The sequence below is a fragment of the Rhizobium sp. B21/90 genome (genome assembly GCF_019355815.1).
Classification (GTDB): domain Bacteria; phylum Pseudomonadota; class Alphaproteobacteria; order Rhizobiales; family Rhizobiaceae; genus Rhizobium; species Rhizobium rhododendri.
This window is the reverse complement of record NZ_CP072162.1, coordinates 482,335-502,840: the sequence shown is the minus strand read 5'-3', so window position 1 is coordinate 502,840 and position 20,506 is coordinate 482,335. Positions and strand designations below refer to the sequence as shown.

General features: G+C 62.6%; 20 protein-coding genes. 14 read left to right on the top strand and 6 right to left on the bottom strand.

The genetic code is table 11. The annotated features are described in order from the left end of the window. The first annotated feature begins 37 nt into the window (after window positions 1-37). The 3 genes from trxA to J5278_RS02330 all read left to right on the top strand — a co-directional run bounded on the left by trxA (window position 38) and on the right by J5278_RS02330 (window position 2,038). Window positions 38-1,006 carry a thioredoxin gene (gene trxA, locus J5278_RS02340; RefSeq protein ID WP_209185307.1) on the top strand — a complete coding sequence of 323 codons (969 nt, stop codon included), beginning with the start codon at window positions 38-40 and terminating at the stop codon, window positions 1,004-1,006. A 172-nt stretch (window positions 1,007-1,178) separates the two neighbouring features. Beyond that, complete coding sequence (locus tag J5278_RS02335) at window positions 1,179-1,841, top strand: LON peptidase substrate-binding domain-containing protein (RefSeq protein WP_209185308.1); 663 nt, start codon at window positions 1,179-1,181, stop codon at window positions 1,839-1,841. An 8-nt stretch (window positions 1,842-1,849) separates the two neighbouring features. Further along, entirely contained in the window at window positions 1,850-2,038 is a 189-nt protein-coding gene (locus tag J5278_RS02330; RefSeq protein WP_111219606.1) for a Trm112 family protein, read from the top strand. A gap of 7 nt (window positions 2,039-2,045) precedes the next feature. On the opposite strand, the gene J5278_RS02325 is transcribed toward J5278_RS02330, so the two are convergent. Next, the gene (locus J5278_RS02325; RefSeq protein WP_209185309.1) at window positions 2,046-3,260 is read right to left on the bottom strand and encodes a ubiquinone biosynthesis hydroxylase; all 1,215 of its coding nucleotides are present in this window, start codon (window positions 3,258-3,260) and stop codon (window positions 2,046-2,048) included. An 83-nt stretch (window positions 3,261-3,343) separates the two neighbouring features. On the opposite strand from J5278_RS02325, the gene tesB reads away from it, so the two are divergent. The 6 genes from tesB to J5278_RS02295 all read left to right on the top strand — a co-directional run bounded on the left by tesB (window position 3,344) and on the right by J5278_RS02295 (window position 10,819). Then, window positions 3,344-4,225: an acyl-CoA thioesterase II gene (gene tesB, locus J5278_RS02320; RefSeq protein WP_209185310.1), complete on the top strand. Its 882-nt coding sequence runs from the start codon at window positions 3,344-3,346 to the stop codon at window positions 4,223-4,225. 222 nt (window positions 4,226-4,447) lie between these two features. Then, complete coding sequence (locus tag J5278_RS02315) at window positions 4,448-4,786, top strand: P-II family nitrogen regulator (RefSeq protein ID WP_111220017.1); 339 nt, start codon at window positions 4,448-4,450, stop codon at window positions 4,784-4,786. A gap of 28 nt (window positions 4,787-4,814) precedes the next feature. Next, window positions 4,815-6,182 carry an ammonium transporter gene (locus tag J5278_RS02310; protein WP_209185311.1) on the top strand — a complete coding sequence of 456 codons (1,368 nt, stop codon included), beginning with the start codon at window positions 4,815-4,817 and terminating at the stop codon, window positions 6,180-6,182. Between the two features lie 243 nt (window positions 6,183-6,425). Further along, a complete protein-coding gene (locus J5278_RS02305; protein ID WP_209185312.1) occupies window positions 6,426-9,089 on the top strand; it encodes a DNA translocase FtsK in 2,664 nt (887 codons plus the stop codon). A gap of 133 nt (window positions 9,090-9,222) precedes the next feature. After that, a complete protein-coding gene (locus tag J5278_RS02300) occupies window positions 9,223-9,891 on the top strand; it encodes an outer membrane lipoprotein carrier protein LolA (protein ID WP_142824636.1) in 669 nt (222 codons plus the stop codon). 124 nt (window positions 9,892-10,015) lie between these two features. Then, the gene (locus J5278_RS02295) at window positions 10,016-10,819 is read left to right on the top strand and encodes an exodeoxyribonuclease III (protein ID WP_142824635.1); all 804 of its coding nucleotides are present in this window, start codon (window positions 10,016-10,018) and stop codon (window positions 10,817-10,819) included. Between the two features lie 7 nt (window positions 10,820-10,826). Here the strand turns inward: J5278_RS02295 and J5278_RS02290 are convergent, their stop codons facing one another. Together J5278_RS02290 and J5278_RS02285 are read right to left on the bottom strand one after the other, a co-directional pair. Further along, window positions 10,827-11,282 carry a cyclic nucleotide-binding domain-containing protein gene (locus tag J5278_RS02290; RefSeq protein WP_111219592.1) on the bottom strand — a complete coding sequence of 152 codons (456 nt, stop codon included), beginning with the start codon at window positions 11,280-11,282 and terminating at the stop codon, window positions 10,827-10,829. Window positions 11,283-11,292: 10 nt separating this feature from the next. After that, complete coding sequence (locus J5278_RS02285; RefSeq protein ID WP_209185313.1) at window positions 11,293-11,976, bottom strand: response regulator transcription factor; 684 nt, start codon at window positions 11,974-11,976, stop codon at window positions 11,293-11,295. 154 nt (window positions 11,977-12,130) lie between these two features. Between J5278_RS02285 and J5278_RS02280 the strand changes: the two genes are divergently transcribed. The 5 genes from J5278_RS02280 to J5278_RS02260 all read left to right on the top strand — a co-directional run bounded on the left by J5278_RS02280 (window position 12,131) and on the right by J5278_RS02260 (window position 16,091). Next, window positions 12,131-12,679: a L,D-transpeptidase gene (locus J5278_RS02280; protein WP_209185468.1), complete on the top strand. Its 549-nt coding sequence runs from the start codon at window positions 12,131-12,133 to the stop codon at window positions 12,677-12,679. Window positions 12,680-12,824: 145 nt separating this feature from the next. Continuing rightward, on the top strand, window positions 12,825-13,655 hold the full coding sequence (locus J5278_RS02275; RefSeq protein WP_209185314.1) for an aldo/keto reductase: 831 nt from the start codon (window positions 12,825-12,827) through the stop codon (window positions 13,653-13,655). Window positions 13,656-13,751: 96 nt separating this feature from the next. Beyond that, complete coding sequence (locus J5278_RS02270) at window positions 13,752-14,291, top strand: DedA family protein (protein WP_209185315.1); 540 nt, start codon at window positions 13,752-13,754, stop codon at window positions 14,289-14,291. A 174-nt stretch (window positions 14,292-14,465) separates the two neighbouring features. Then, window positions 14,466-14,702 (top strand): Lrp/AsnC ligand binding domain-containing protein, encoded by a 237-nt coding sequence (locus J5278_RS02265; protein WP_111219583.1) that lies wholly within the window; start codon window positions 14,466-14,468, stop codon window positions 14,700-14,702. 189 nt (window positions 14,703-14,891) lie between these two features. Then, on the top strand, window positions 14,892-16,091 hold the full coding sequence (locus tag J5278_RS02260; protein WP_209185469.1) for a glycosyltransferase family 4 protein: 1,200 nt from the start codon (window positions 14,892-14,894) through the stop codon (window positions 16,089-16,091). A 33-nt stretch (window positions 16,092-16,124) separates the two neighbouring features. Here J5278_RS02260 and J5278_RS02255 read toward each other — a convergent pair whose 3' ends face one another. From J5278_RS02255 to J5278_RS02245, 3 genes are read right to left on the bottom strand one after another with little or no spacing between them, the layout of a single operon-like run. Further along, entirely contained in the window at window positions 16,125-18,614 is a 2,490-nt protein-coding gene (locus J5278_RS02255) for a glycoside hydrolase family 2 protein (protein ID WP_209185470.1), read from the bottom strand. Between the two features lie 14 nt (window positions 18,615-18,628). Beyond that, a complete protein-coding gene (locus J5278_RS02250; protein ID WP_247749229.1) occupies window positions 18,629-19,588 on the bottom strand; it encodes a DUF1839 family protein in 960 nt (319 codons plus the stop codon). Between the two features lie 8 nt (window positions 19,589-19,596). After that, window positions 19,597-20,505 (bottom strand): amino acid--[acyl-carrier-protein] ligase, encoded by a 909-nt coding sequence (locus J5278_RS02245; protein ID WP_209185317.1) that lies wholly within the window; start codon window positions 20,503-20,505, stop codon window positions 19,597-19,599. Between the last annotated feature and the right edge of the window lies 1 nt (window position 20,506).

Below are 20,506 nucleotides of genomic sequence, written 5' to 3'. Positions count from 1 at the left end.
AATTTCGGTCCGGACACACGGACAGACGGGAGACATCATGAGCGGCACAGACAATCCCTATAACACGGCCTCGCTGGGCGGCCAGATGTCAGGCTCCGTCGCCATGGGCGCCCCTGCTGCAGGCGGCTCCCACATCAAGGATACGACGACAGCGACGTTCACGCGTGACGTGATCGAGGAATCCCGCAAGCAGCCGGTGCTGGTCGACTTCTGGGCGCCCTGGTGCGGTCCGTGCAAGCAGCTGACGCCGGTGATCGAAAAGGTCGTCAACGAGGCTGGCGGACGCGTCAAGCTGGTGAAGATGAACATCGACGATCATCCGTCGGTCGCAGGCCAGCTCGGCATCCAGTCGATCCCGGCCGTCATCGCTTTCGTCGACGGCAGGCCTGCCGATGGCTTCATGGGCGCCGTGCCAGAAAGCCAGGTGCGCGAATTCATCGACAAGATTGCCGGGCCTGTCGGTCCCGATGCCGAGGCTGCCGAAATCGCCGCTATTCTCGAGGAGGCAGCAGCCTTGCTCGCCTCGTCGGACATCCATGGTGCTGCTGAGCTCTTCGGCGCCGTCCTGCAGGCCGACCCGGAGAACCCCAAGGCGCTCGCCGGCATGGCTGAATGCATGATCGCCGCTGGCCAGAGCGAGCGGGCCCGCCAGGCGCTCACCGATCTGCCGGAGACGTTGTCGAAGGATGCGGGCATCCAGGCGGTGGTGAAAAGGCTCGACCAGATCGAGGAGGCTGCCAAACTCGGTGACCCCGCAGCGCTCGAACAGCAGCTGGCACTGCAGCCGGACGATCACGCGGCGCGCCTCAAGCTTGCCAAGATCCGCAATGTCGAGGGCGACCGGAATGCGGCTGCCGAACACCTGCTGACCATCATGCGTCGCGACCGGACCTTCGAGGATGACGGCGCTCGCCGCGAGCTGCTGGCATTCTTCGATGTCTGGGGTCCGAAAGATCCTGCCACCATCGCAGCAAGGCGCCGGCTGTCGTCAATCCTGTTCTCCTAGGGTTTGGTTTGGCCTGTTCTCGTAGGGCTCGCCCTGTTGTCGTAGGGTTGGCAGACCCTCATAAAATCTGGTCCGTCACTTGCGTTTTCAGTGGCGGTTCCCACATCTTGACGAGACATCTGCTGCGCATAGGATGCACAGTGGACGCTGTAACCAGAACGGGAAACCTTTGATGCAGGTGGGCAACGCCAGATATCTGAAGCCGAGCGATCTGCCCGAATCGGTCGCGATCTTTCCGCTGACCGGGGCGCTGCTTCTTCCGGGCGGCCAGCTGCCGCTGAATGTCTTCGAACCGCGCTATCTCGCGATGTTCGACGCTGCCATATCGGGCAACAGGCTGATCGGCATGATCCAGCCGGCGCTGGGCGATGCTGCGGATAGCGGCCAGCTTGCGCATGTCGGCTGTCTCGGACGCATCACGTCCTTTGCCGAGACCGGCGATGGGCGCTACATGGTATCGCTGACGGGGATTTGCCGTTTCCGGGTCATGGACGAGATTTCCGGTCATCACCCCTATCGGATATTCCGGATCGCTCCATTCTTCGCGGATCTGAAGGCGGAAGACGAGGAAAGCAGCGTCGATCGTGCCGGTCTTCTGTCCGCCTTCAAGGCCTTTCTGGAAGCCAACAAGCTCGAGGCGGACTGGGATAGCGTGGAGCGGGCCGGCAACATGACGCTGGTCAATTCGCTGTCGATGATGGCGCCGTTCGAACCTGCCGAAAAACAGGCGTTGCTCGAAGCCCCCGACCTGAAGACAAGGGCCGAGACGTTCGTCGCCATTACCGAGATCGTGCTGGCGCGCGGTTTCGGCGATTCCGACACCATCCTGCAATAGGCGCTGACATGGTCGATACCGTCAGCAAGGTCGATACCAAGCTTCTGGACCTACTCGTCTGCCCGCTGACGAAATCGCGGCTGAGCTATGATCGCGAGCGTAATGAACTCGTCTCCGAAAAGGCGAGGCTCGCCTATCCCATCCGCGACGGCATCCCGATCATGCTGACCTCGGAAGCCCGCCGCATCGAGGACTGATCGGTCCTCATATCGTCTCACCTGCAAGCAGCCGGGGATTGTTAGCCGCGCTCGTGCCGGCAGCCTGGCCGATGAAATAGGATTTCAGCGCCGGCAACCTGTCGACCAGGCCGAGGCCAAAATCGCGAGCGATACGCAGCGGCGCAACGTCGTTTGAAAACAGCCTGTTCAGCACATCGGTGGTGACGCCCATCCGGAAGGTGTCGAAGCGACGCCAGGTCTGGTAGCGCTCCAGCGTGTGGATCGAGCCGATATCGATACCGAGGCGGTCTGCCTCGACGATGGTTTCCGCCAGCGCCGCCACATCCTTGAAGCCCAGATTGAGACCCTGGCCCGAGATCGGGTGGATACCGTGCGCGGCATCGCCGGCGAGAGCGAGACGTGGTGCCACGAAAGCGCGGGCGAGCGTCAGGCCAAGCGGAAAGGCGCGTTTGCCGCCGACCACCTTCAGCGCGCCGAGCTTGCGGCCGAAACGACGTTCCAGTTCCTCCTCGAAGATCAGGTCGTCGGCAGCGACCAGCCGGTCGGCATCGGCAGTGCGCTCCGTCCAGACCAGCGAAGAGCGATTGTTTTTGAGTGGCAGGATGGCAAACGGGCCGGAGGGCAGGAAGTGCTCCTCGGCGCAGCCATTGTGCGGACGCTCATGCTCGATGGTAGTGACGATGCCGGACTGGCCGTAATTCCAGCTGACGGTCTTGATGCCGGCCATCTCGCGCAGCTTCGATTTTACCCCATCGCAGGCAACCAGCAGCTTGGCCTCCAACATGCTGCCGTCGGAGAGTGTCAGCGACACGCTGCTGTCGGCGGTCTTGAAGTCGGTCGCGGAGAGGCCTTCGCGGATGGTGATGCCGAGCCTTTCGCAGGCTCCCCTGAGCGCGCCGACCATGGCGACGTTCGGCACCATGTGGGCAAAGGGTTCGCCTTCGACAACTGCACCCTCGAAGGTCAGGAAGACGGGGCGAACGGGATCGGCGGTGCGCGAATCGGTGACGATCATCTTGGTGATCGGTTCGGCCTCGGGAAGGATGTCGTCCCAGACGCCGAAGACGGAGAGCATGCGCGAGGCTGCGGTGATGATCGCCGAGGCGCGCTGGTCCTTCTTCCAGCTGTCCTCGGGCGCAGCCTCAATCACCATCACATCGAGATGCGGGGCCGCCTGCTTGACAGCCACCGCTGCGGAAAGGCCCACGTAGCCGCCACCTACCACCAGCATGTCCAACATTGCGCTCTCCTGCTTCCCGTGATCCACTGCCCGTCTATATAGATCAGCCTGACGTCCGTTCCTACTGCCGGAGAGCATCCATTATGTCGCGCCACCCCCATTCCGCCGCCATGGAACAATTGCTCTCGACGCTGGATCTGGAAGCCATCGAGGTCAATCTTTTCCGTGGCGTCTCTCCTGATGTGGGCTGGCAGCGGGTGTTCGGCGGCCAGGTGGTCGGCCAGGCCGTCATGGCGGCGCAGCGCACGGTGGATGCCCACCGTCACATCCACTCCCTGCACGGCTACTTCATGCGACCCGGCGACCCCTCCGTGCCGATCCTTTACCAGGTCGAACGGCTGCGTGACGGCGGCAGCTTTGCCACCCGGCGCGTGCTTGCCATCCAGCACGGCCAAGCGATCTTCTCGATGTCGGCCTCGTTCCAGATCGATGAGCCCGGCTACGACCACCAGATTGCCATGCCCGCGCGACCGGCGCCCGAAGAACTCCTCGGGGAACAGGAGATCAAGGAGAAATATCTCGCCCAGGCGCCGGCCTCGATCCGCAGGTACTGGGAACAACCGAGGCCGATCGAGATCCGGCCGGTGTCGCTGACGCATTATTTTTCCAGCACCAAGCTCGATCCGCAGCAGGACGTCTGGGTGCGCGCGACCGGCCCGGTGCCGGACGATCGCCATTACCAGGCGGCCGTGCTGGCCTACCTGTCGGACATGACGCTTCTCGACGGCGCGCTGTTTGCACACGGCACATCGATCTTCGATCCCAGCCTCCAGGTAGCGAGCCTCGATCACGCCATGTGGTTCCACCGTCCGTGCGCGCTGGACGATTGGCTTCTTTATACGCAGGACAGTCCGAGCGCCTCCGGAGCCCGGGGATTGGCCCGGGGAAGCCTTTTTAACCGGTCAGGCGTGCTGATTGCCTCCGTCGCCCAGGAAGGCTTGATTCGGAAAAAGGCAAATGCCTAATTAACGTGCAAAATCGTAAATTTGCCTTATATTTGCTCGCTTTCAGGCGTCGAAATTGCCTCATTTTTGGGGATGTGTTTTTATCCCATTGATTTTCAACGGCTTAATGGCTGATTTGAATCTGGCACGGCCTTTGAATGTAGAAGACCAGTCGCTGCCCATTCGATGGTCGGCGTCGAGAAGGGTCGGCCTGTGCCGAGGGTAACAAAGGATGGGAACCAGATGAAAATTGTGATGGCCATTATCAAGCCGTTCAAGCTCGATGAGGTCCGTGAGGCTCTCACGGCGGTCGGCATTCAGGGCCTGACCGTGACGGAAGTGAAGGGCTACGGGCGTCAGAAGGGGCACACCGAAATCTATCGCGGCACGGAATATGCGGTCAGCTTCCTTCCGAAACTGAAGATCGAAGTCGCGGTCTCCACCGAGATCGTCGACAAGGCAGTCGAAGCCATTGCCGCATCTGCCAAGACCGGCCAGATCGGCGACGGCAAGATCTTTGTTTATTCGATTGACCATGCCGTGCGTATCCGTACCGGCGAAACCGATTCAGAAGCGCTGTAAGTCACGGCCGATCAGGGAGTTTTCCGCAATGTCTCTTTCCAAGTTGTCTTCCACGCTGACAGGGCTGGGCGTCGCTTCTGCCGCTCTGCTCACGCCGGTGATTGCGTTCGCGCAGACGGCGACCGATGCTGCTGCAACCGCCGTTGCCGCTGCCCCGGTGCCTGACAAGGGCGATACCGCCTTCATGTTCATCTCGACGATCCTCGTCCTGTTCATGCTCGTTCCCGGCCTCGCACTTTTCTACGGCGGGCTTGTCCGCTCGAAGAACATGCTTTCCGTGCTGATGCAGTGCACCGTCATCGGCGCCACTGTAATGCTGATCTGGGTTATCTACGGTTACTCCTTCGCCTTCGGCGGCGGCACCAGCCCTTACTGGGGCGGCACGGCCAAGATGTTCCTGTCGGGCGTCAACACCACGACCACGGCGGCAACCTTCTCCAAGGGCGTCGTCATTCCTGAATTCATCTTCATGCTCTTCCAGATGACCTTCGCCGCCATCACGCCAGCGCTGATCATCGGTGCCTATGCCGAGCGCATCAAGTTCTCGGCCTCGGTGCTGTTCTGCGCATTGTGGGTTACCTTCGTCTACTTCCCGATCGCCCACATGGTCTGGGATTCGAACGGCTTCCTGTTCAAGATGGGCGCCCTCGATTTCGCCGGCGGTACCGTCGTGCACATCAATGCCGGTGTTGCCGGTATCTGCGGCGCCCTCCTCATCGGCAAGCGCACAGGCTACGGCAAAGACATGATGGCTCCACACTCCATGACATTGACCATGGTCGGCGCTTCCATGCTCTGGGTCGGCTGGTTCGGTTTCAACGCCGGCTCCAACCTTGAAGCTTCCGGCGGCGCAATGCTTGCCACCGTCAACACCTTCATCGCCACTGCCGCCGCCATCGTTTCCTGGTCGCTGGTCGAAACACTGACACGCGGCAAGGCTTCGATGCTCGGCGGCGCGTCCGGCATGGTTGCCGGTCTGGTTGCCGTTACACCGGCTGCCGGCATCGTCGGCCCCATGGGAGCCATCGTACTCGGCCTCATCGTCTCGCCACTGTGCTACTTCTTCGTCTCCGTGGTGAAGAACAAGTTCGGTTACGATGACACGGCTGACGTGTTCGGCGTCCACTGCATCGGTGGTATCTTCGGCGCGCTGGCAACAGGCATCTTCGCCAGTGCATCGCTCGGCGGCGTCGGCTATGCCGAAGGCGTCACCATGAGCAGCCAGCTTATGGTCCAGGCGACCGCTGTCCTGACCACCATCGTCTGGTGCGGCGTTGGCTCGCTCATCCTCTACAAGGTTGTCGATGTCATCGTTGGCCTGCGCGTCACGGTCGAAGCCGAGCGCGAAGGCCTCGACCTCGCCTCGCACGGCGAAGCCGCCTACCACGCTTCGTAATCCGAGAGCCCGTCCTGCCGAAGCTACGTCTCCGGCAGGGCTGATCCTCCCGTCGCGTCCGGTCGAAAGATCGGCCGTCTTTGGCCCGAGCCTCAGGTTCGGGCCTTTTTCGTGGAATAAGCCAGCGCGTCAAGCATGGTTAACGCCGCTTTAACCCTCGTCTGGTTAGGTGGGGCTGACGTATTGAATGATCGGCATTGCGTCGATTCGTCCGATCATCGCCAACAGACGGGCTTAAGCATTATGGGCAGAAGCAATTCGCCAGCATTGGACGGTCGTCCCGTCCGCTTCACGCTCTCGACATTCGTGATCCGGCAGATTACCGGGCTCGCCGGTTTCATCCTGTTCTTCGTTCTGGCGCTGGCGGTTGCCGCGCTGGCGACCTGGAACGTGATGGACCCGAGCTATTCCTACGCCACCAGCAATGCGCCCACCAATATCCTCGGTGCCTACGGCGCCATCTTCGCCGATGTCGTCATGCAGGCGCTGGGGCTTTCCAGCGTCATCGTCATGCTCCCGGTCGTCGCCTGGGCCCTTGCCCTCGTCTCCGGTCGCAAGCTTCACCGCCTGCCTGCCCGCCTGGCAGCCTGGGTCGGCGGTGCGGCGCTTGCCGCCGCTGCCGTCGGCTGCCTGCCGGAGCCGCTCACCTGGCCGATCCCGAACGGCATCGGCGGTGTTATCGGAGACATGATCCTGCGCTTTCCGGCCTTGTTCGTCGGCGCCTATCCAAGCGGCGTGTTTGGCGCCATCGTCGGCACCGTCTTTGCCGTACCCGCCATCTGGTGCATGCTGTTTGCCGCAGGCCTTATCGGTAACAGCATCGACGATTTCGACTTCGAAGAGGACGAGGAAGACGATATCCCCAGCCGCATGCGCGCCGTCGGCGACGATGTAGAGGACGACGAGCCGCGGTTTCTGGCCTTCGGCGTCGTTATCCACATGTGGTACAACGCCAAGGCGCGCCTGCGCCGGCTGTTCGGCATGGGTCCCCGCCAGCGGCGCGACCACGCCTTCGACGCGCCTTACGATTTCAACGACGACGAATTCGGTCGCCTGAACGAGCCTGCCCGCGCCAAGACAGCCGCAAGCCGCAGCGAGCGGCTCGAGCCGTCCATGGATGGCAGTCCGTCGCGCCGCGTCATCTCGGCACCCCCGATTTCCGTCGGCGACGCAGACTATGACGACGACGACAATGATGTACCGTTCGACGTCGATCCGCGTCGTCCTGCCGGCATTCTGCCCGATGATGACGACGTCATCCGCCCTATCGGCTCCCGAGCTTCGCCTTCCAACGCCGGCCACCGCGTCATTCCGCCGGCACCGCGCCCGAAACCCGGCATTCGCGCCGAGCGCGAGGCGCAGACCTCGTTCATCCGTCCCCAGGGCTTCCAGCTGCCAGCCGTGCACCTGTTAGCCGAACCGAAAGCCGTGGTGCGCGATTCGACGCTGTCGGCCGATGCGCTGGAACAGAACGCCCGCATGCTCGAAGGCGTGCTGGAAGATTTCGGCGTCAAGGGCGAAATCATCCATGTCCGCCCGGGTCCCGTCGTCACGCTCTACGAGCTGGAGCCGGCGCCCGGCATCAAGTCCTCGCGCGTCATCGGCCTTGCCGACGATATCGCCCGCTCGATGAGCGCCATTGCCGCCCGTGTTGCCGTCGTCCCTGGCCGCAATGCCATCGGCATCGAATTGCCGAACAATATCCGCGAAACCGTCTATCTGCGCGAGATGATCGCCTCCCGGGATTTCGAGACCTCCAAGGCGAAGCTTGCCATGGCGCTCGGCAAGACCATCGGTGGCGAACCCGTCATTGCAGACCTCGCCAAGATGCCGCATCTGCTGGTCGCCGGTACCACCGGCTCGGGCAAGTCGGTGGCGATCAACACGATGATCCTGTCGCTGCTCTACCGGATGACGCCGGAGCAGTGCCGCCTGATCATGATCGATCCGAAAATGCTCGAACTCTCCGTCTATGACGGCATCCCGCATCTGTTGTCGCCCGTCGTCACCGATCCAAAAAAGGCCGTCGTGGCGCTCAAGTGGACCGTCCGCGAGATGGAAGAGCGCTACAAGAAGATGTCGAAGATCGGCGTGCGCAATATCGACGGCTTCAATACCCGCGTCGAGCAGGCTGCTGCCAAGGGCGAGGCGATTTCGCGCACCGTGCAGACGGGCTTCGACCGGGCGACCGGCGAGGCTATGTACGAAACGGAAGAGTTCGACCTGAAGCCGCTTCCCTACATCGTCGTCATCATCGACGAGATGGCCGACCTGATGATGGTCGCCGGCAAAGATATCGAAGGCGCCGTGCAGCGCCTGGCGCAGATGGCGCGTGCCGCAGGTATCCACGTCATCATGGCAACGCAGCGTCCCTCCGTCGATGTCATCACCGGCACGATCAAGGCAAACTTCCCGACGCGCATTTCCTTCCAGGTGACTTCGAAGATCGACAGCCGCACCATCCTCGGCGAACAGGGTGCCGAACAGCTGCTCGGCATGGGCGACATGCTCTACATGGCCGGCGGCGGTCGCATACAGCGCGTTCACGGCCCCTTCGTTGCCGATGGCGAGGTCGAGGACATCGTCGCCTATCTGAAGACGCAGGGCTCGCCGCAATATCTCGACGCCATCACCGCAGACAGCGATGAGGACGACGAGGATGGCGACGGTCCAGTCGGCACCGGTAACCTGTCGGATTCGGACGATCCCTACGACCAGGCCGTGGCTGTGGTACTGCGCGACGGCAAGGCCTCGACATCCTATGTCCAGCGCCGTCTCGGCATCGGCTATAACCGCGCCGCCTCGCTGATCGAGCGGATGGAGCAGGAAGGCATCATCGGCCCGGCCAACCATGCCGGAAAGCGCGAGATCCTGGTGCCGACGGAAGCCGATATCCTCGACCGCTAGCAAGTATCGTCGGGTTGTCCGGCTGGGGCTACTAAGGCTCTCGGCAAATTGACCGTGCGCCCTATGTATGTCGCCGAAAAGGTCATGAAGCCGCCGGTTTTCAGCGCCATAGAGATCGGCAAAGGAGATTTTAATGAAAAAGACTGAAGTCGGCGCCGTCGCACGCAGCCCGTTGCAGCTGACGCGCCGCCATTTCATCGGCGCCTGCGCTGTCGGACTCGTGGCTGCCGCCTTGCCGTTCAACGCCTTCGCCCAGGCAACCTCCAATGCGCCGCCGCCGGCGCTGGCCCAGGCCATTGCCGACCACTTCTCCGCAACCAAGACCATGCAGGGCTCGTTCGTGCAGTTCGGTCCGCGTGGCGACCAGACCGGCGGCCGGTTCTTTATCGAGCGGCCGGGCAAGATGCGCTTCAACTACGACGATCCATCGCCGATGCGGGTAATCTCCGACGGTTACAATGTCGTGGTCGGCAATTCGCAGCTGAAGACCTGGAACACCTATCCGCTGTCAAAGACGCCGTTGACGCTGCTGCTCGCCAGCAAGATCGACCTTTCGGCCGACATGGTGCGCAGCGTCAAGGTTGAACCGACGCTTACCACCATCGTGCTCGGCAGCCGGACGATCTTCGGCGATTCGACCATCACCATGATGTTCGATTCCAAGACCTACGATCTGCGCCAGTGGACGGTGACAGACAACCAGGGCAAGGACACGTCGGTCGTTATCAGCAACGTCAAGACCAACGTTGCCTTCGACGAAAGCGTGTTCAAGATTCCGAGCGACACCAGCGCCCGCCACTGAACCTTTTCATCTTCTCTGTCGGGGCGGTCGCGGCGAGCGGCCGCCCTTTGTTTTTCGCCGTTCTGGCAGTTTCCTTTCATTGCTGCTCGGTCTAAGCCATGGCCATCCATTCAAGAGGCATGGCATGAGCTTTTCGATCACCACGTGGAATATCAATTCGGTGCGGCTGCGCATGCCGATCATCGAAAAGCTGGTGATGCAGCAGCAGCCGGACATTCTTTGCCTTCAGGAAACCAAGGTCATCAACGATCTCTTCCCGTTGGCGCCGCTGCGCGCCATGGGCTACGAGCACATCATCATCCACGGCCAGAAGGGCTATCACGGCGTTGCCATCGCCTCGCGCATCCCGCTCGTCGAGGATCATCGCCAAGATTTCTGCGGCGTCGGCGATGCCCGGCATATCTCGGCGATTTTCGAGCGTGGCGGCCGTCGGGTGCGGCTGCATAATTTCTACGTGCCGGCCGGCGGCGACGAGCCGGACCGGACGATCAACCCGAAATTCGGTCACAAGCTCGATTTCATCGAGGAGATGAAGCAGCTGCATGCCAATGCCGAGCCCGACACCTCTGCCATCCTCGTCGGCGATCTCAACATCGCGCCGCTCGAGAACGATGTCTGGTCGCACAAGCAGCTGCTGAAGATCGTCAGCCATACGCCCGTCGAGACGGAAGGCCTGCTGGAGGTGATCAGGGGTGGAGCCTGGGTTGATCTCATGCGCCAGACGGTGCCGGCCAGCGAAAAGCTCTACACCTGGTGGAGCTACCGCGCCAAGGACTGGGAGGAGGCCAATCGCGGTCGCCGCCTCGACCATATCTGGGGATCGGCCGATCTCGGGCCCCTGCTACAGCGCATCGACATCCTCAAAGAGGCGCGCGGCTGGGACAGGCCATCCGATCACGTGCCGGTGACGGCGCATTTCGATCTCTGAGCCGGCCTTATGAAAAGCGGTCGAGCATCGCGACCGCCTGATTGACCATGATATTGAAATTGTCGCGCACCCGGCGTTCGATAAGCTGCGCTGCCTCGGGATATTCCTCGATCAGCCGGTGAAACAGCGCCCGGGTGATGCGAACGACGGTCGAATCCTCAAGCGCGATGGCCGTGTATTTGCGCTCGACCAGCGTTACCAGCGCCAGCTCGGACAACAGCGTGCCCGCCTCTACGAGAGCTTCGACCCGCGATGCGCCTTTTCCATCCTGCGTCGTCAGTTCGAAACGGCCGCTGGCCACCACATAGGCGCATTCGGCCGGCGACCGCTCGCGAAACAGGGTCTGGCCGGCAGCGATGTGCCGCCGATCGGCCCCGAAGGCGATCAGCCGCAGTTGATCCTCGCCCATACCCTGGAACAGCGGCAGTTGCGAAAACAGCTGGATATCGTCACTGAGGGCCATCGGAAACGCCTTACGGGATGATCTTGTAGCCGCCGTTTTCCGTTACCAGAATTTCGGCATTCGATGGATCACGCTCGATCTTCTGGCGCAGGCGGTAGACGTGGGTTTCCAGCGTGTGGGTGGTGACGCCGGAATTGTAGCCCCAGACTTCTTCGAGCAGGATATCGCGGGTGACGACCTTCTGTTCGGCGCGGTAGAGATAGCGGATGATTGCCGCTTCCTTCTCGGTCAGGCGGATCTTCTGCCCGTCTTCCGTGGTCAGCAGCTTCTGGCTCGGCTTGAACAGATAGCGGCCAACGGTGAAAGTCGCATCTTCGCTCTGCTCGTGCTGGCGCAGCTGCGCACGGACACGGGCGAGAAGCACGGCGAAGCGGAACGGCTTGGTAACGTAATCGTTGGCGCCGGCTTCTAGACCCAGGATCGTGTCCGAGTCCGTGTCGTGGCCGGTCAGCATGATGATCGGTGGCTTGAAGCCGCCCTTGCGCAGCAGCTTGACGGCCTCGCGGCCATCCATATCCGGCAGGCCGACATCCATGATCAGCAGGTCGACGGCTGTGGCGCGGGCTGTAGCTATGCCCTTGCCGGCATTGGCTTCCTGCAGGACAGTGAATTCCTCGTAAAGCGACAATTGTTCGACCAGCATCTCGCGCAGATCGGTGTCATCGTCCACCAGTAGAATGGTGCGTGCGGTCATACGGCTCTCGTCCTTGTGTGGTTCGATCCGATTAAAGGCTTACGCCAAATTGCGTTTTTGGCAAGCGAAGGCACGCTTGCCGCTTGGTCGTCCCCTTGAAACTGCTAGAGTTTCATCAAGAGAGCGACCGGGCGAGAGAGAACACTTGAGAAAGATGGGCAAAGCAAGGCAGCAGCCAGCCACACGCAGCACGATCATCACCGTTCGCCCTGCGCCGGGAAACCGCAGCCGCGCGCTTGTCGCCTTCGACGGGGTCGTCGTGCCGGCCGCAATCGGACGAAACGGCAGGACCGTGCGCAAGCGCGAGGGTGATGGCGCCACGCCGATCGCGTCGATGCGACTTCTCTCTGGCTTCGCGCGCGGCGACCGCGTCATGATGCCGGCGACGATGCTTGCCATGCGCCGTATCCGGCCCGGCATGCTGTGGTGCGACGATCCAGGCCACGCCAGCTACAACACGCTGGTGAAAGCACCCTTTCGCGCCGGTCACGAGGAGATGATGCGCGATGACGGGGTGTATGACATCTGCCTCGTGCTCGACTGGAATATTTCAGTGCGGCAGCGCAATCGCGGCTCGGCGATCTTCTTTCACCTGATCCGCCCGGGTTTCGAGCCGACAGCCGGCTGTATTGCCGTCAGCCTGCCCCACATGCGCCGCTTGCTCTCCCATGTCGGCAAGGGCAGCGTCGTCCGCGTGCTTTAGCCACCGCTCTTCGGGAGGGGTGATAAACGCCGGACGCGACCTATATGAAAGGCGTCGGCCTTTGAGCCGGCGGGGCTAGGCGCCGGACCGCAGTCGGTTCGCGCCGCCCCGCATTCCGATTGAACATCATTTCCGGAGAGACAGTGTGACCGATAAAACCATCATCACGTTTAACGACGGCCGTTCCATTCCCCAGGTCGGGCTCGGCGTCTGGCAGACGCCGAACGAGACAGCCGCACCGGCCGTGCGCGCCGCGATCGAGGCCGGCTACCGTCATATCGACACCGCCGCCATCTATGGCAACGAAGAGGGCGTCGGCGAGGGCATCCGCTCCTCCGGTGTTGACCGCAAGGATATCTTCCTCACCACCAAGCTCTGGAATGACGCACAGGGCTTCGACAGCACGCTGAAGGCATTCGACGAAAGCCTGAAGCGTCTCGGCACAGACTATGTCGACCTCTACCTCATCCATTGGCCCGCACCATCCAAGGACCGGTATCTCGACACCTGGAAGGCATTCGTCCAGCTGCACAGTGAAGGCCGGGCAAAATCGATCGGCGTCTCCAACTTCGCTGCCGAACACCTGAACCGCATCATTGGCGAGACCGGCGTCACGCCTGTTCTCAACCAGATCGAACTGCATCCGGATTTCCAGCAGCGGGCGCTGCGCGAGACCCATGAGGCACTCGGCATCAAGACCCAGTCCTGGAGCCCGCTCGGCCAGGGCAAGCTGCTCGATAACGCCGTGATCGGAAAGATCGCCGGCAAGTACGGTCGCACGCCGGCGCAAGTGATCATCCGCTGGCACATCGACGCTGGCCTGATCGTCATTCCGAAGTCGGTCACCCCGAGCCGCATCGCCGAAAACTTCAAGGTATTCGACTTCAAGCTAGATGCCGATGACCTGAAGCAGATCGACACGCTCGACACCCCCGGCGGCCGCATCGGTCCAGATCCAGTCACCGCGACGTTCTGATCTCGCCTTCGCGCAAAATTTCCCGCTCCCGTCTGGCCTGCCGGCCGGGAGTGGGATAGGCATCTGGCATCGAACCCGTGACCCCGAGGGCCGCCCTTGAGCTTCCTGCATGATGCCTGGTCGTCGATCCAGCCTTTCCTTCACGAATACGGCCTGCTGACACTCTTCCTGATCATCTACTTCGAATCGCTCGGTGCACCGCTTCCCGGCGAGAGCGCCCTCGTCAGCGCTTCGCTGCTCGCATCCCGAGGCGAGTTGAACATCGTCAGCGTCTTTTTTGTCGTCTGGGTCGCGGCCGTCGCCGGCGATTTCACCGGCTACCTGATCGGCCATTACGGCGGCAGGCCGCTACTGGAAAAGCATGGCTGGATGGTGCGCCTGACACCGGAAAGGCTGCACAAGTTCGAGGAGATATTCCGGGTTCGCGGTCCGATCATCGTCGTCACCGCGCGTTTCTTCATTCTCCTGCGGCAGCTCAACGGCCTGATCGCCGGTTCCATGGGCATGCCATGGGCCCGCTTCCTCATTGCCAACATCATCGGCGCCGCACTCTGGACCGCCGTATGGGGCCTCGGCCCATACTTCTTCGGCGACTTCGTAGGACGAGGATTTACAGCACTGCGCTCGCTGTTCTGATGGGGGGTACTCCTCTCACTGTGGCAATCAGGATGGGCCGGTCTCAGTCGGATCCAGCGTCCCTCATCCTTGCGCCCGCGAAAGGCTGAAGGATGCGGGCTTGCTTGATTGCGGCGGGTTACGCGGATATGCAGGCAGGCACATCGTTTGTCTCAAATGTACCAGGATAGAGCCATGAAGCCCATTTTCGTTCAGCTGCAATGCGCCCCCGGCAAGACCTACGAGGTCGCCGATGCCATCTACCAGACGGAGCTCGTTTCCGAGCTCTATTCGACCAGCGGCGATTACGACCTCCTGATGAAGGTCTATGTCGGCGAGGACCAGGACATCGGCAAATTCATCAACGACACCATCGCCAATATCCCGGGCATCGTCCGCTCGCTGACGACGCTGACCTTCCGGGCCTTCTGACGACGCGCCGCCCACAATCCGGCCATACCAAGCATGCCTTGCCTCAGGGTCGCATTAACCCTTTCCCGCCGTATCCGCCGGTGACGGAGGCAATTTAGCGTTTCCTTAACTGGCGCGGTGATTTGCTGACCCCAGACAGACACAACGCGTGTCATGCCGAAGATCGAACTTCGGCGCGAGGGTGGACCGATGACATTGGCGCAGGCTCATGGCCGCGATTTCAACATTCCGGACGAACGACGACCCCTGATCGCCCATGTGGTGCGCGAGTTCCTGCCTGCCAGCGAGGGCACGGACGCCGTCGCCACGCTCTGCCGCCAGCTATCGCGCCGCTACCGCATCCGCGTCGTCACCTGCGAGAACCCGGCTTCCGAAATCGCCGGCAATCGGCCGGCGCGGGACACGATAGACGGTCTCGAGATCGTGCGGATTGCCGGTGCCGGCAACAGCGTCTATCCGGCGGCGCTCGAGGTCTTCAGGCATATCGCCGATGCCGACCTGGTCCATGTCCACGGGGTCGACTTCTGCTTCGATGCTCTTGCCTGGGGCAGGTTTCTACATCGGCGACCGCTTGTCGCGACCATCAGCGGCAACGTCCGGCACGCAAGCCGGCACGAAGAGATGAAGAAGCTGTGGTTCAGCCTCGTGACGCGCCGCTCCTGCAAGGCCTATAGTCGCATCGCCTGCAGCAGCGAGCCGGACCACCGGCTTTTCGACACCATCGTTGGCAACCGCGCGGCGTCGATCGGCAGCGGCGCCGACGTCGCGAAGTTCGCCAACTGCGCCGCTCTCGATGCCCGTCGCCGGATCGTCACCATCGGCGGGCTGTCGTCGGAAGCCCGGCTCGACCGGCTGCTCGATGTGATGCAGGTACTCGCCCCGCGCCATCCAGACTGGCATCTCGACATCATCGGCACGCCCTCCGGTGTTGATGGCCAGACGCTCGAGGCTGACATCCGGTCGCGGGGCCTGTCGCGGCATGTCTCGCTGCAAGCCTCGGACGACCATTGTACCATCCGAAACACGATGGCCCGAGCCTCGCTTTTTGCATCGGCCTCGGATAGCGCCGGCTCGAGGCTTGCCGTCATCGAGGCCATGAGCGCCGGCCTGCTGCCCGTGCTGAACAGCAACGACACCTTCCGGGCGCTCGCCACAGCCCATCCGGTCCTGATGCTAACCGATTTTTCCGGGGCGCAACGGTCGGCAAAGGCCCTCGAAGCCGCCTTTGCGCGCCTTGTGGCGCAGGGAACAGGCATTCGCGAAGAACTGCTCGGCATCTCCCGCAGCTACGCCTGGGACAAGGTCGCCGAGCGCTATGGTGCGTTGTATGACAAAGTGCTGCCAGACCCTGAACGTGTTCCGATATGCGTTTACGGCGAACTCGCCTGACGCACGATAGCCACGCCGGCGCCGCTCTTTCCGTCAGATCGAGACGATATGCCGGCTGCTGATCGTGCCGATCTGCACGGCCGGCGGTCTATCCACCACGCCGGCATCCCTCGGGATGAGCTTGACGCGACGTGGCGCCCCCGGCGCGAGGTGAAACCAGTCGTCCTCGGCCCTGAAACCCTCCGCCTCGATATGGACGGACTGGGCGAACCGCTCGCAGTCGAGATCGACGAACCACGCGCCATCCTCGAAGACAACCGCCGCAACGATACCGGGCGCGTGAAAGGCCCTCGTCCTGCCGAGCGGGAAATGAAAGGCCTCGGCCCGGATCGCCCCTGGTATCTTCGGGTCCGATACCAGAGACCGCAGGCGGGCGACGGTGACATCGTGCGACGGCGGTCCGAAACGGAAGGCATAGGTGGTGTCGAAGAAGGCACCGAACAGATCGGTGCAGGCGATCTCCTGGCTGGAACGGGCATCGAGCGTCAACTCGCGCCGGCCACTGACGACAACCTGGCGGCCGTCGCGCAGGGCGGAAACCTCGAGTTCCAGCGCGAGCGGCGCAGCAGTCTCGTTGATGACATGCACGGCAAGCCCGTTGGTGCCCTCGTCGGTCATCAGCACCTGCACCGGCCGGAACGCACGGCGCATCGCATACCAGACCGGCTTTGGCTCGCCTGTCGAATCGATCACCCCCCAGCCGGGGCCGGGCAGGAGGTCCTGCAGCGTCCAGACCAGCGCGCCATTGCAGCTCGAGCCCGTGCGCCGCCACTCGCCATAGGTCGCCTCCACCACCTCGCCGGTGGTGGCGCGCGAAAGGTCGAGATAGACATTGGGGTCCTCGCGGCGCAATTGGGCCGGATCGAAACCGTAGAGTTCCCGCAGATAGTGATCGCGGACATCCTCGAAATCCCAGGACGCACTGCGGTCACGCGGCACGCGGGCCTTCCATTGCGGGCTGTGGACGGCGGGAGCCGGCAGATGCGCATCGAGCGTGCGTTGCTGCGGCACATGGGCGAAGGCGAGGCTTTCGGCTGCAAAACGGACATTGGCGCGACGGGCATCGTCGAGCGGCCTGAGATAGGCGCCGACGCCATAGTAATGGGTAACGCCTGTATCGGGCGAGAACGGCATGGCGCCACCGACGGGGGAGTTGGCGACATAGGGCACGTCCGGGCGCCTTGCCTCGGCGACTGCAGGCAGGATCTCTTCCGTCACCGGGTTTAGCCAGAACCGCTCGGGCAGTCCCATCATCGCCGCCTGCTGGTACATTTCACTACCGCCGCAGATGACGGCCAGCGACGGCGACAAGCTGATGGCATCGAGAAATCCGGCGGCCTCCCTCTCGACATGCGCGTGAAATGTCTTGTCGGTTTTCGGATAGTCGAAATTGGCGAACATCATGTCCTGCCAGACAAGAATCCCGAGCTCGTCGCAAAGTCCGAAGAACTCCGGCGTCTCATAGGCCATCGTGCCGCCGATCCGCACCATATTCATGCCGGCCTCTGCCGACAGCCGCAGCCACGGCTCATAGGCGGCACGGTCGCCGGGCAGCCGAACGATATCGGCGCTGGTCCAGACCGCACCCCGGCAGAAAATGCGCTCGCCATTGACGACGAGCGCGAAATCCCGGCCATCGGCACCGCGATCGACTTCGATGCGGCGAAATCCGGTGCGACCGAGGGGGTGGACGGTCCCGTCGATGACGAGCGCGACGTCGTGGAGTTCCTGCGTCCCATGGCTATTCGGCCACCACGGACGCACGGCGGGGATCGTCAGCGTCGCCGCCCAATGGCCAGCGCCATCGCTTTCAAGGCTCTGCTCGGCGCCGGCGCAGGAAAGCACGATGGCGCTGGCCTTGCCCTCAAGCAGAAGGGAAACATGCAGCCGCCCCTCGCCGCTCTCGCTGAGTTCCGGCCGAAGGACGAGATCGCGGACAACGACCGCTCTCGGCCGCAGCAGCGATATCGGCCGCCACGGGCCAACGGCATGGATCTCGGGGCACCAGCCCGGCATATGGCCGAGCAGCGTCGTGCGGACCATGCGCAGCCCCTGCGGCGCGATCATCTGCGGCCGCCAGCGGGCGCGCGGACCGGGCTCTTCAAGCCTTGGGGCCAGCGCCCGGAAACATAGGCCCAGCTCGTCGCCGCCGAGCAAGGTGACCGGCAGGTCATGGCTTTCGAACATGCTCTCGCTGGAAAGAAGCATGACGCCGTTGAGGAAGACCTCGCAGAGTGTCGCAAGACCGGCAAGGCGCAGCACGGCATCGCCAGGCACTGCATCGACCAGCCGGCAGAAATACCAGGCGTCGCGATCGTTCAGCGGTTCCGGATGCTCTCGGTCGAACAGGCCCGCCTTCTCCAGCGCTTCTGCGACGGTGCCGGGCACCGTGGCCGGGATGAAGGCTGCGCCCAGCGACACGTCGGCAGGCGTCTCCCATTCGCCGGGAGTGGTCAGCACCAGGGTCCATCCCTCGCCCAGCAGCGTCTCCTCAGCGCCGATGCCTGCCAAACGCCCCTCGATTGCCATTGCCCGTTTCAGACCTGTCGTTCCAGAAGCCCGACCATGGCATCCCATGCATCCGCCACCGGATCAAGCGCCGTGTGCAGCGGCTCGAATTTACGCCGCGTCACAGCCCGAGCGATCTGGAACTGCACCGATTTTGAAGCCTCTGAGATCCGCCGGGCTTGTGCACTTGCGGCCGCGAATTCCGGCGACAGCCAGTCTAGATGGCTGCCGGCCAGTTCGAAATTGGCGCCGACCTGGCGGAGCGTATTGAAAGCATATTTGTGGAACACGCCGAACGGCCTCTCGGCAATCGCCTCGACCTGGGCGGCAAACACCGTGGCAAAGGCGCGGATCGGGTTGTCGCGCGGGCGCCGGGCAAAATGAGCCTCCAGCAGGCGACGGGCCGTCCGGCGGATTTCAGCTTCCGCGGGCGGCTGCAGCGGCAATTTGGCGAATTCCGTATAGGGCAGGAACGGCGGCGCACCTTCCGGCAGGTGTCGCTGGAAAACGCCATCGAAGTCCTCGCCGGAGAGCCGGAAGAAGCCGCCATTGTGGAAATAATCGAGTTCGCGCGCAACCGGGTCCAGCCTGTTGATCGCCACCGTCGTCTTGCCGTGCTCGGTACGGTAGGCGACGCCTTGCGTATCCGGCATGTAGAACGAATCCATCTCGACGAGGCAAAGCCGCCGACGCGCGATCTGTACGGCAAGATGCCGTTCGACGTCGTCGTAGATGGCAAGTTCGGTGCAGCGGATGCCATAAAGCGCCTCTAGGTCTTCCAGCGGCACCTTGAAGAAGGTGAACTGGTCGCCCTCGAAATCCTGCCCCATGGTGAAGCCGAGCATCGCCTCGGGTGGCCGGCCGATCGTGTTCAGCACCTCGATCCAGAGATCGATATAGCAGTTGGTTTCCGGCCACATCCGTTCGCTGTCGTGCAGCCCATGGCGGGAATAGGCGGCAGGATCAAGCCCGGGAAATACTGACGGCATCCCGACGATCAGCCCCACAGGACGTCGCGCACCGGCGCCGGCCAGGCCTTTACATCGAGCCCGTGATGGTGGAACAGCGCCAGCGCTATCCGCTCCAGTCCGAAGCCGACGCACGCCGTATGCGCGACCTTGCCGTCGGCAAGGTTGAGGCCCCATTTGGTGCCGAACGAATCCTGGTGGTAGTTGAAGCTCATGCAGGCCGTCGGATTGGCCGTCGAGGTGATCGGGATCAGCAATTCGAACTTCAGGTTCTGGTCGCGCTGGTTGTTGACCATCATCTTGCCTGCGCGGCCGAAGAACGGGTCATTGGCGACATCGATGACGACCTCGAGACCGACCGACTTCATCATCTCGACGCCACGATCCATCCAGCTCTGGCGGAAATCCGTGACATGCTGCTCGGTGCCCATGCAGACATATTCGCGCATGCGAAAAAGCTGCTGGCGGGCGGGATCCTGTGACGGTTCATGGCGGAAGCAATAGGACTGCAGGTCGAACAGCGCGCCCTCCGCCGGCAGGTTGCCGCGCCGGGCCACCGTCGGATAGAGCGGATAGCAGGCGGCGGGCGTCAGCACGATCTCGGTTGCTTCCTGGCCCTTGGTCCAGTCGTCGCCAACCTCCATGCATTTCAGCAGGTTCATATGGTCCATCTCGCCGCCGCAGAAGCTGTGGACCGTGCCGGCCAGCTGCGGAAAGCTCTTCATGTAGCCGCTCTTTTCGAAGATCGCGCGGTTCATGCCGGGCGGGAAGCGCATCGCCTCGGCACCGTCGCCACCGCCGAACCTGTCGATCAACCGCTCGAAGGCAGCGATGACGTCTTCAAACTGGCCGCTTCGGCCATAGAGGCCATCGACACCGGTGTCGATCAGGAGGCCTGATTCGAAGAGCCGATCGAGAAAAGAAACCTGCATGTCCATG

Excerpts from the sequence above, each read along its gene's own strand:
- trxA (WP_209185307.1), top strand. The coding sequence starts at position 38 with ATGAGCGGCACAGACAATCCCTATAACACGGCCTCGCTGGGCGGCCAG.
- J5278_RS02335 (WP_209185308.1), top strand. The coding sequence starts at position 1,179 with ATGCAGGTGGGCAACGCCAGATATCTGAAGCCGAGCGATCTGCCCGAA.
- J5278_RS02330 (WP_111219606.1), top strand. The coding sequence starts at position 1,850 with ATGGTCGATACCGTCAGCAAGGTCGATACCAAGCTTCTGGACCTACTC.
- J5278_RS02325 (WP_209185309.1), bottom strand. The coding sequence starts at position 3,260 with ATGTTGGACATGCTGGTGGTAGGTGGCGGCTACGTGGGCCTTTCCGCA.
- tesB (WP_209185310.1), top strand. The coding sequence starts at position 3,344 with ATGTCGCGCCACCCCCATTCCGCCGCCATGGAACAATTGCTCTCGACG.
- J5278_RS02315 (WP_111220017.1), top strand. The coding sequence starts at position 4,448 with ATGAAAATTGTGATGGCCATTATCAAGCCGTTCAAGCTCGATGAGGTC.
- J5278_RS02310 (WP_209185311.1), top strand. The coding sequence starts at position 4,815 with ATGTCTCTTTCCAAGTTGTCTTCCACGCTGACAGGGCTGGGCGTCGCT.
- J5278_RS02305 (WP_209185312.1), top strand. The coding sequence starts at position 6,426 with ATGGGCAGAAGCAATTCGCCAGCATTGGACGGTCGTCCCGTCCGCTTC.
- J5278_RS02300 (WP_142824636.1), top strand. The coding sequence starts at position 9,223 with ATGAAAAAGACTGAAGTCGGCGCCGTCGCACGCAGCCCGTTGCAGCTG.
- J5278_RS02295 (WP_142824635.1), top strand. The coding sequence starts at position 10,016 with ATGAGCTTTTCGATCACCACGTGGAATATCAATTCGGTGCGGCTGCGC.
- J5278_RS02290 (WP_111219592.1), bottom strand. The coding sequence starts at position 11,282 with ATGGCCCTCAGTGACGATATCCAGCTGTTTTCGCAACTGCCGCTGTTC.
- J5278_RS02285 (WP_209185313.1), bottom strand. The coding sequence starts at position 11,976 with ATGACCGCACGCACCATTCTACTGGTGGACGATGACACCGATCTGCGC.
- J5278_RS02280 (WP_209185468.1), top strand. The coding sequence starts at position 12,131 with ATGGGCAAAGCAAGGCAGCAGCCAGCCACACGCAGCACGATCATCACC.
- J5278_RS02265 (WP_111219583.1), top strand. The coding sequence starts at position 14,466 with ATGAAGCCCATTTTCGTTCAGCTGCAATGCGCCCCCGGCAAGACCTAC.
- J5278_RS02260 (WP_209185469.1), top strand. The coding sequence starts at position 14,892 with ATGACATTGGCGCAGGCTCATGGCCGCGATTTCAACATTCCGGACGAA.
- J5278_RS02250 (WP_247749229.1), bottom strand. The coding sequence starts at position 19,588 with ATGCCGTCAGTATTTCCCGGGCTTGATCCTGCCGCCTATTCCCGCCAT.
- J5278_RS02245 (WP_209185317.1), bottom strand. The coding sequence starts at position 20,505 with ATGGACATGCAGGTTTCTTTTCTCGATCGGCTCTTCGAATCAGGCCTC.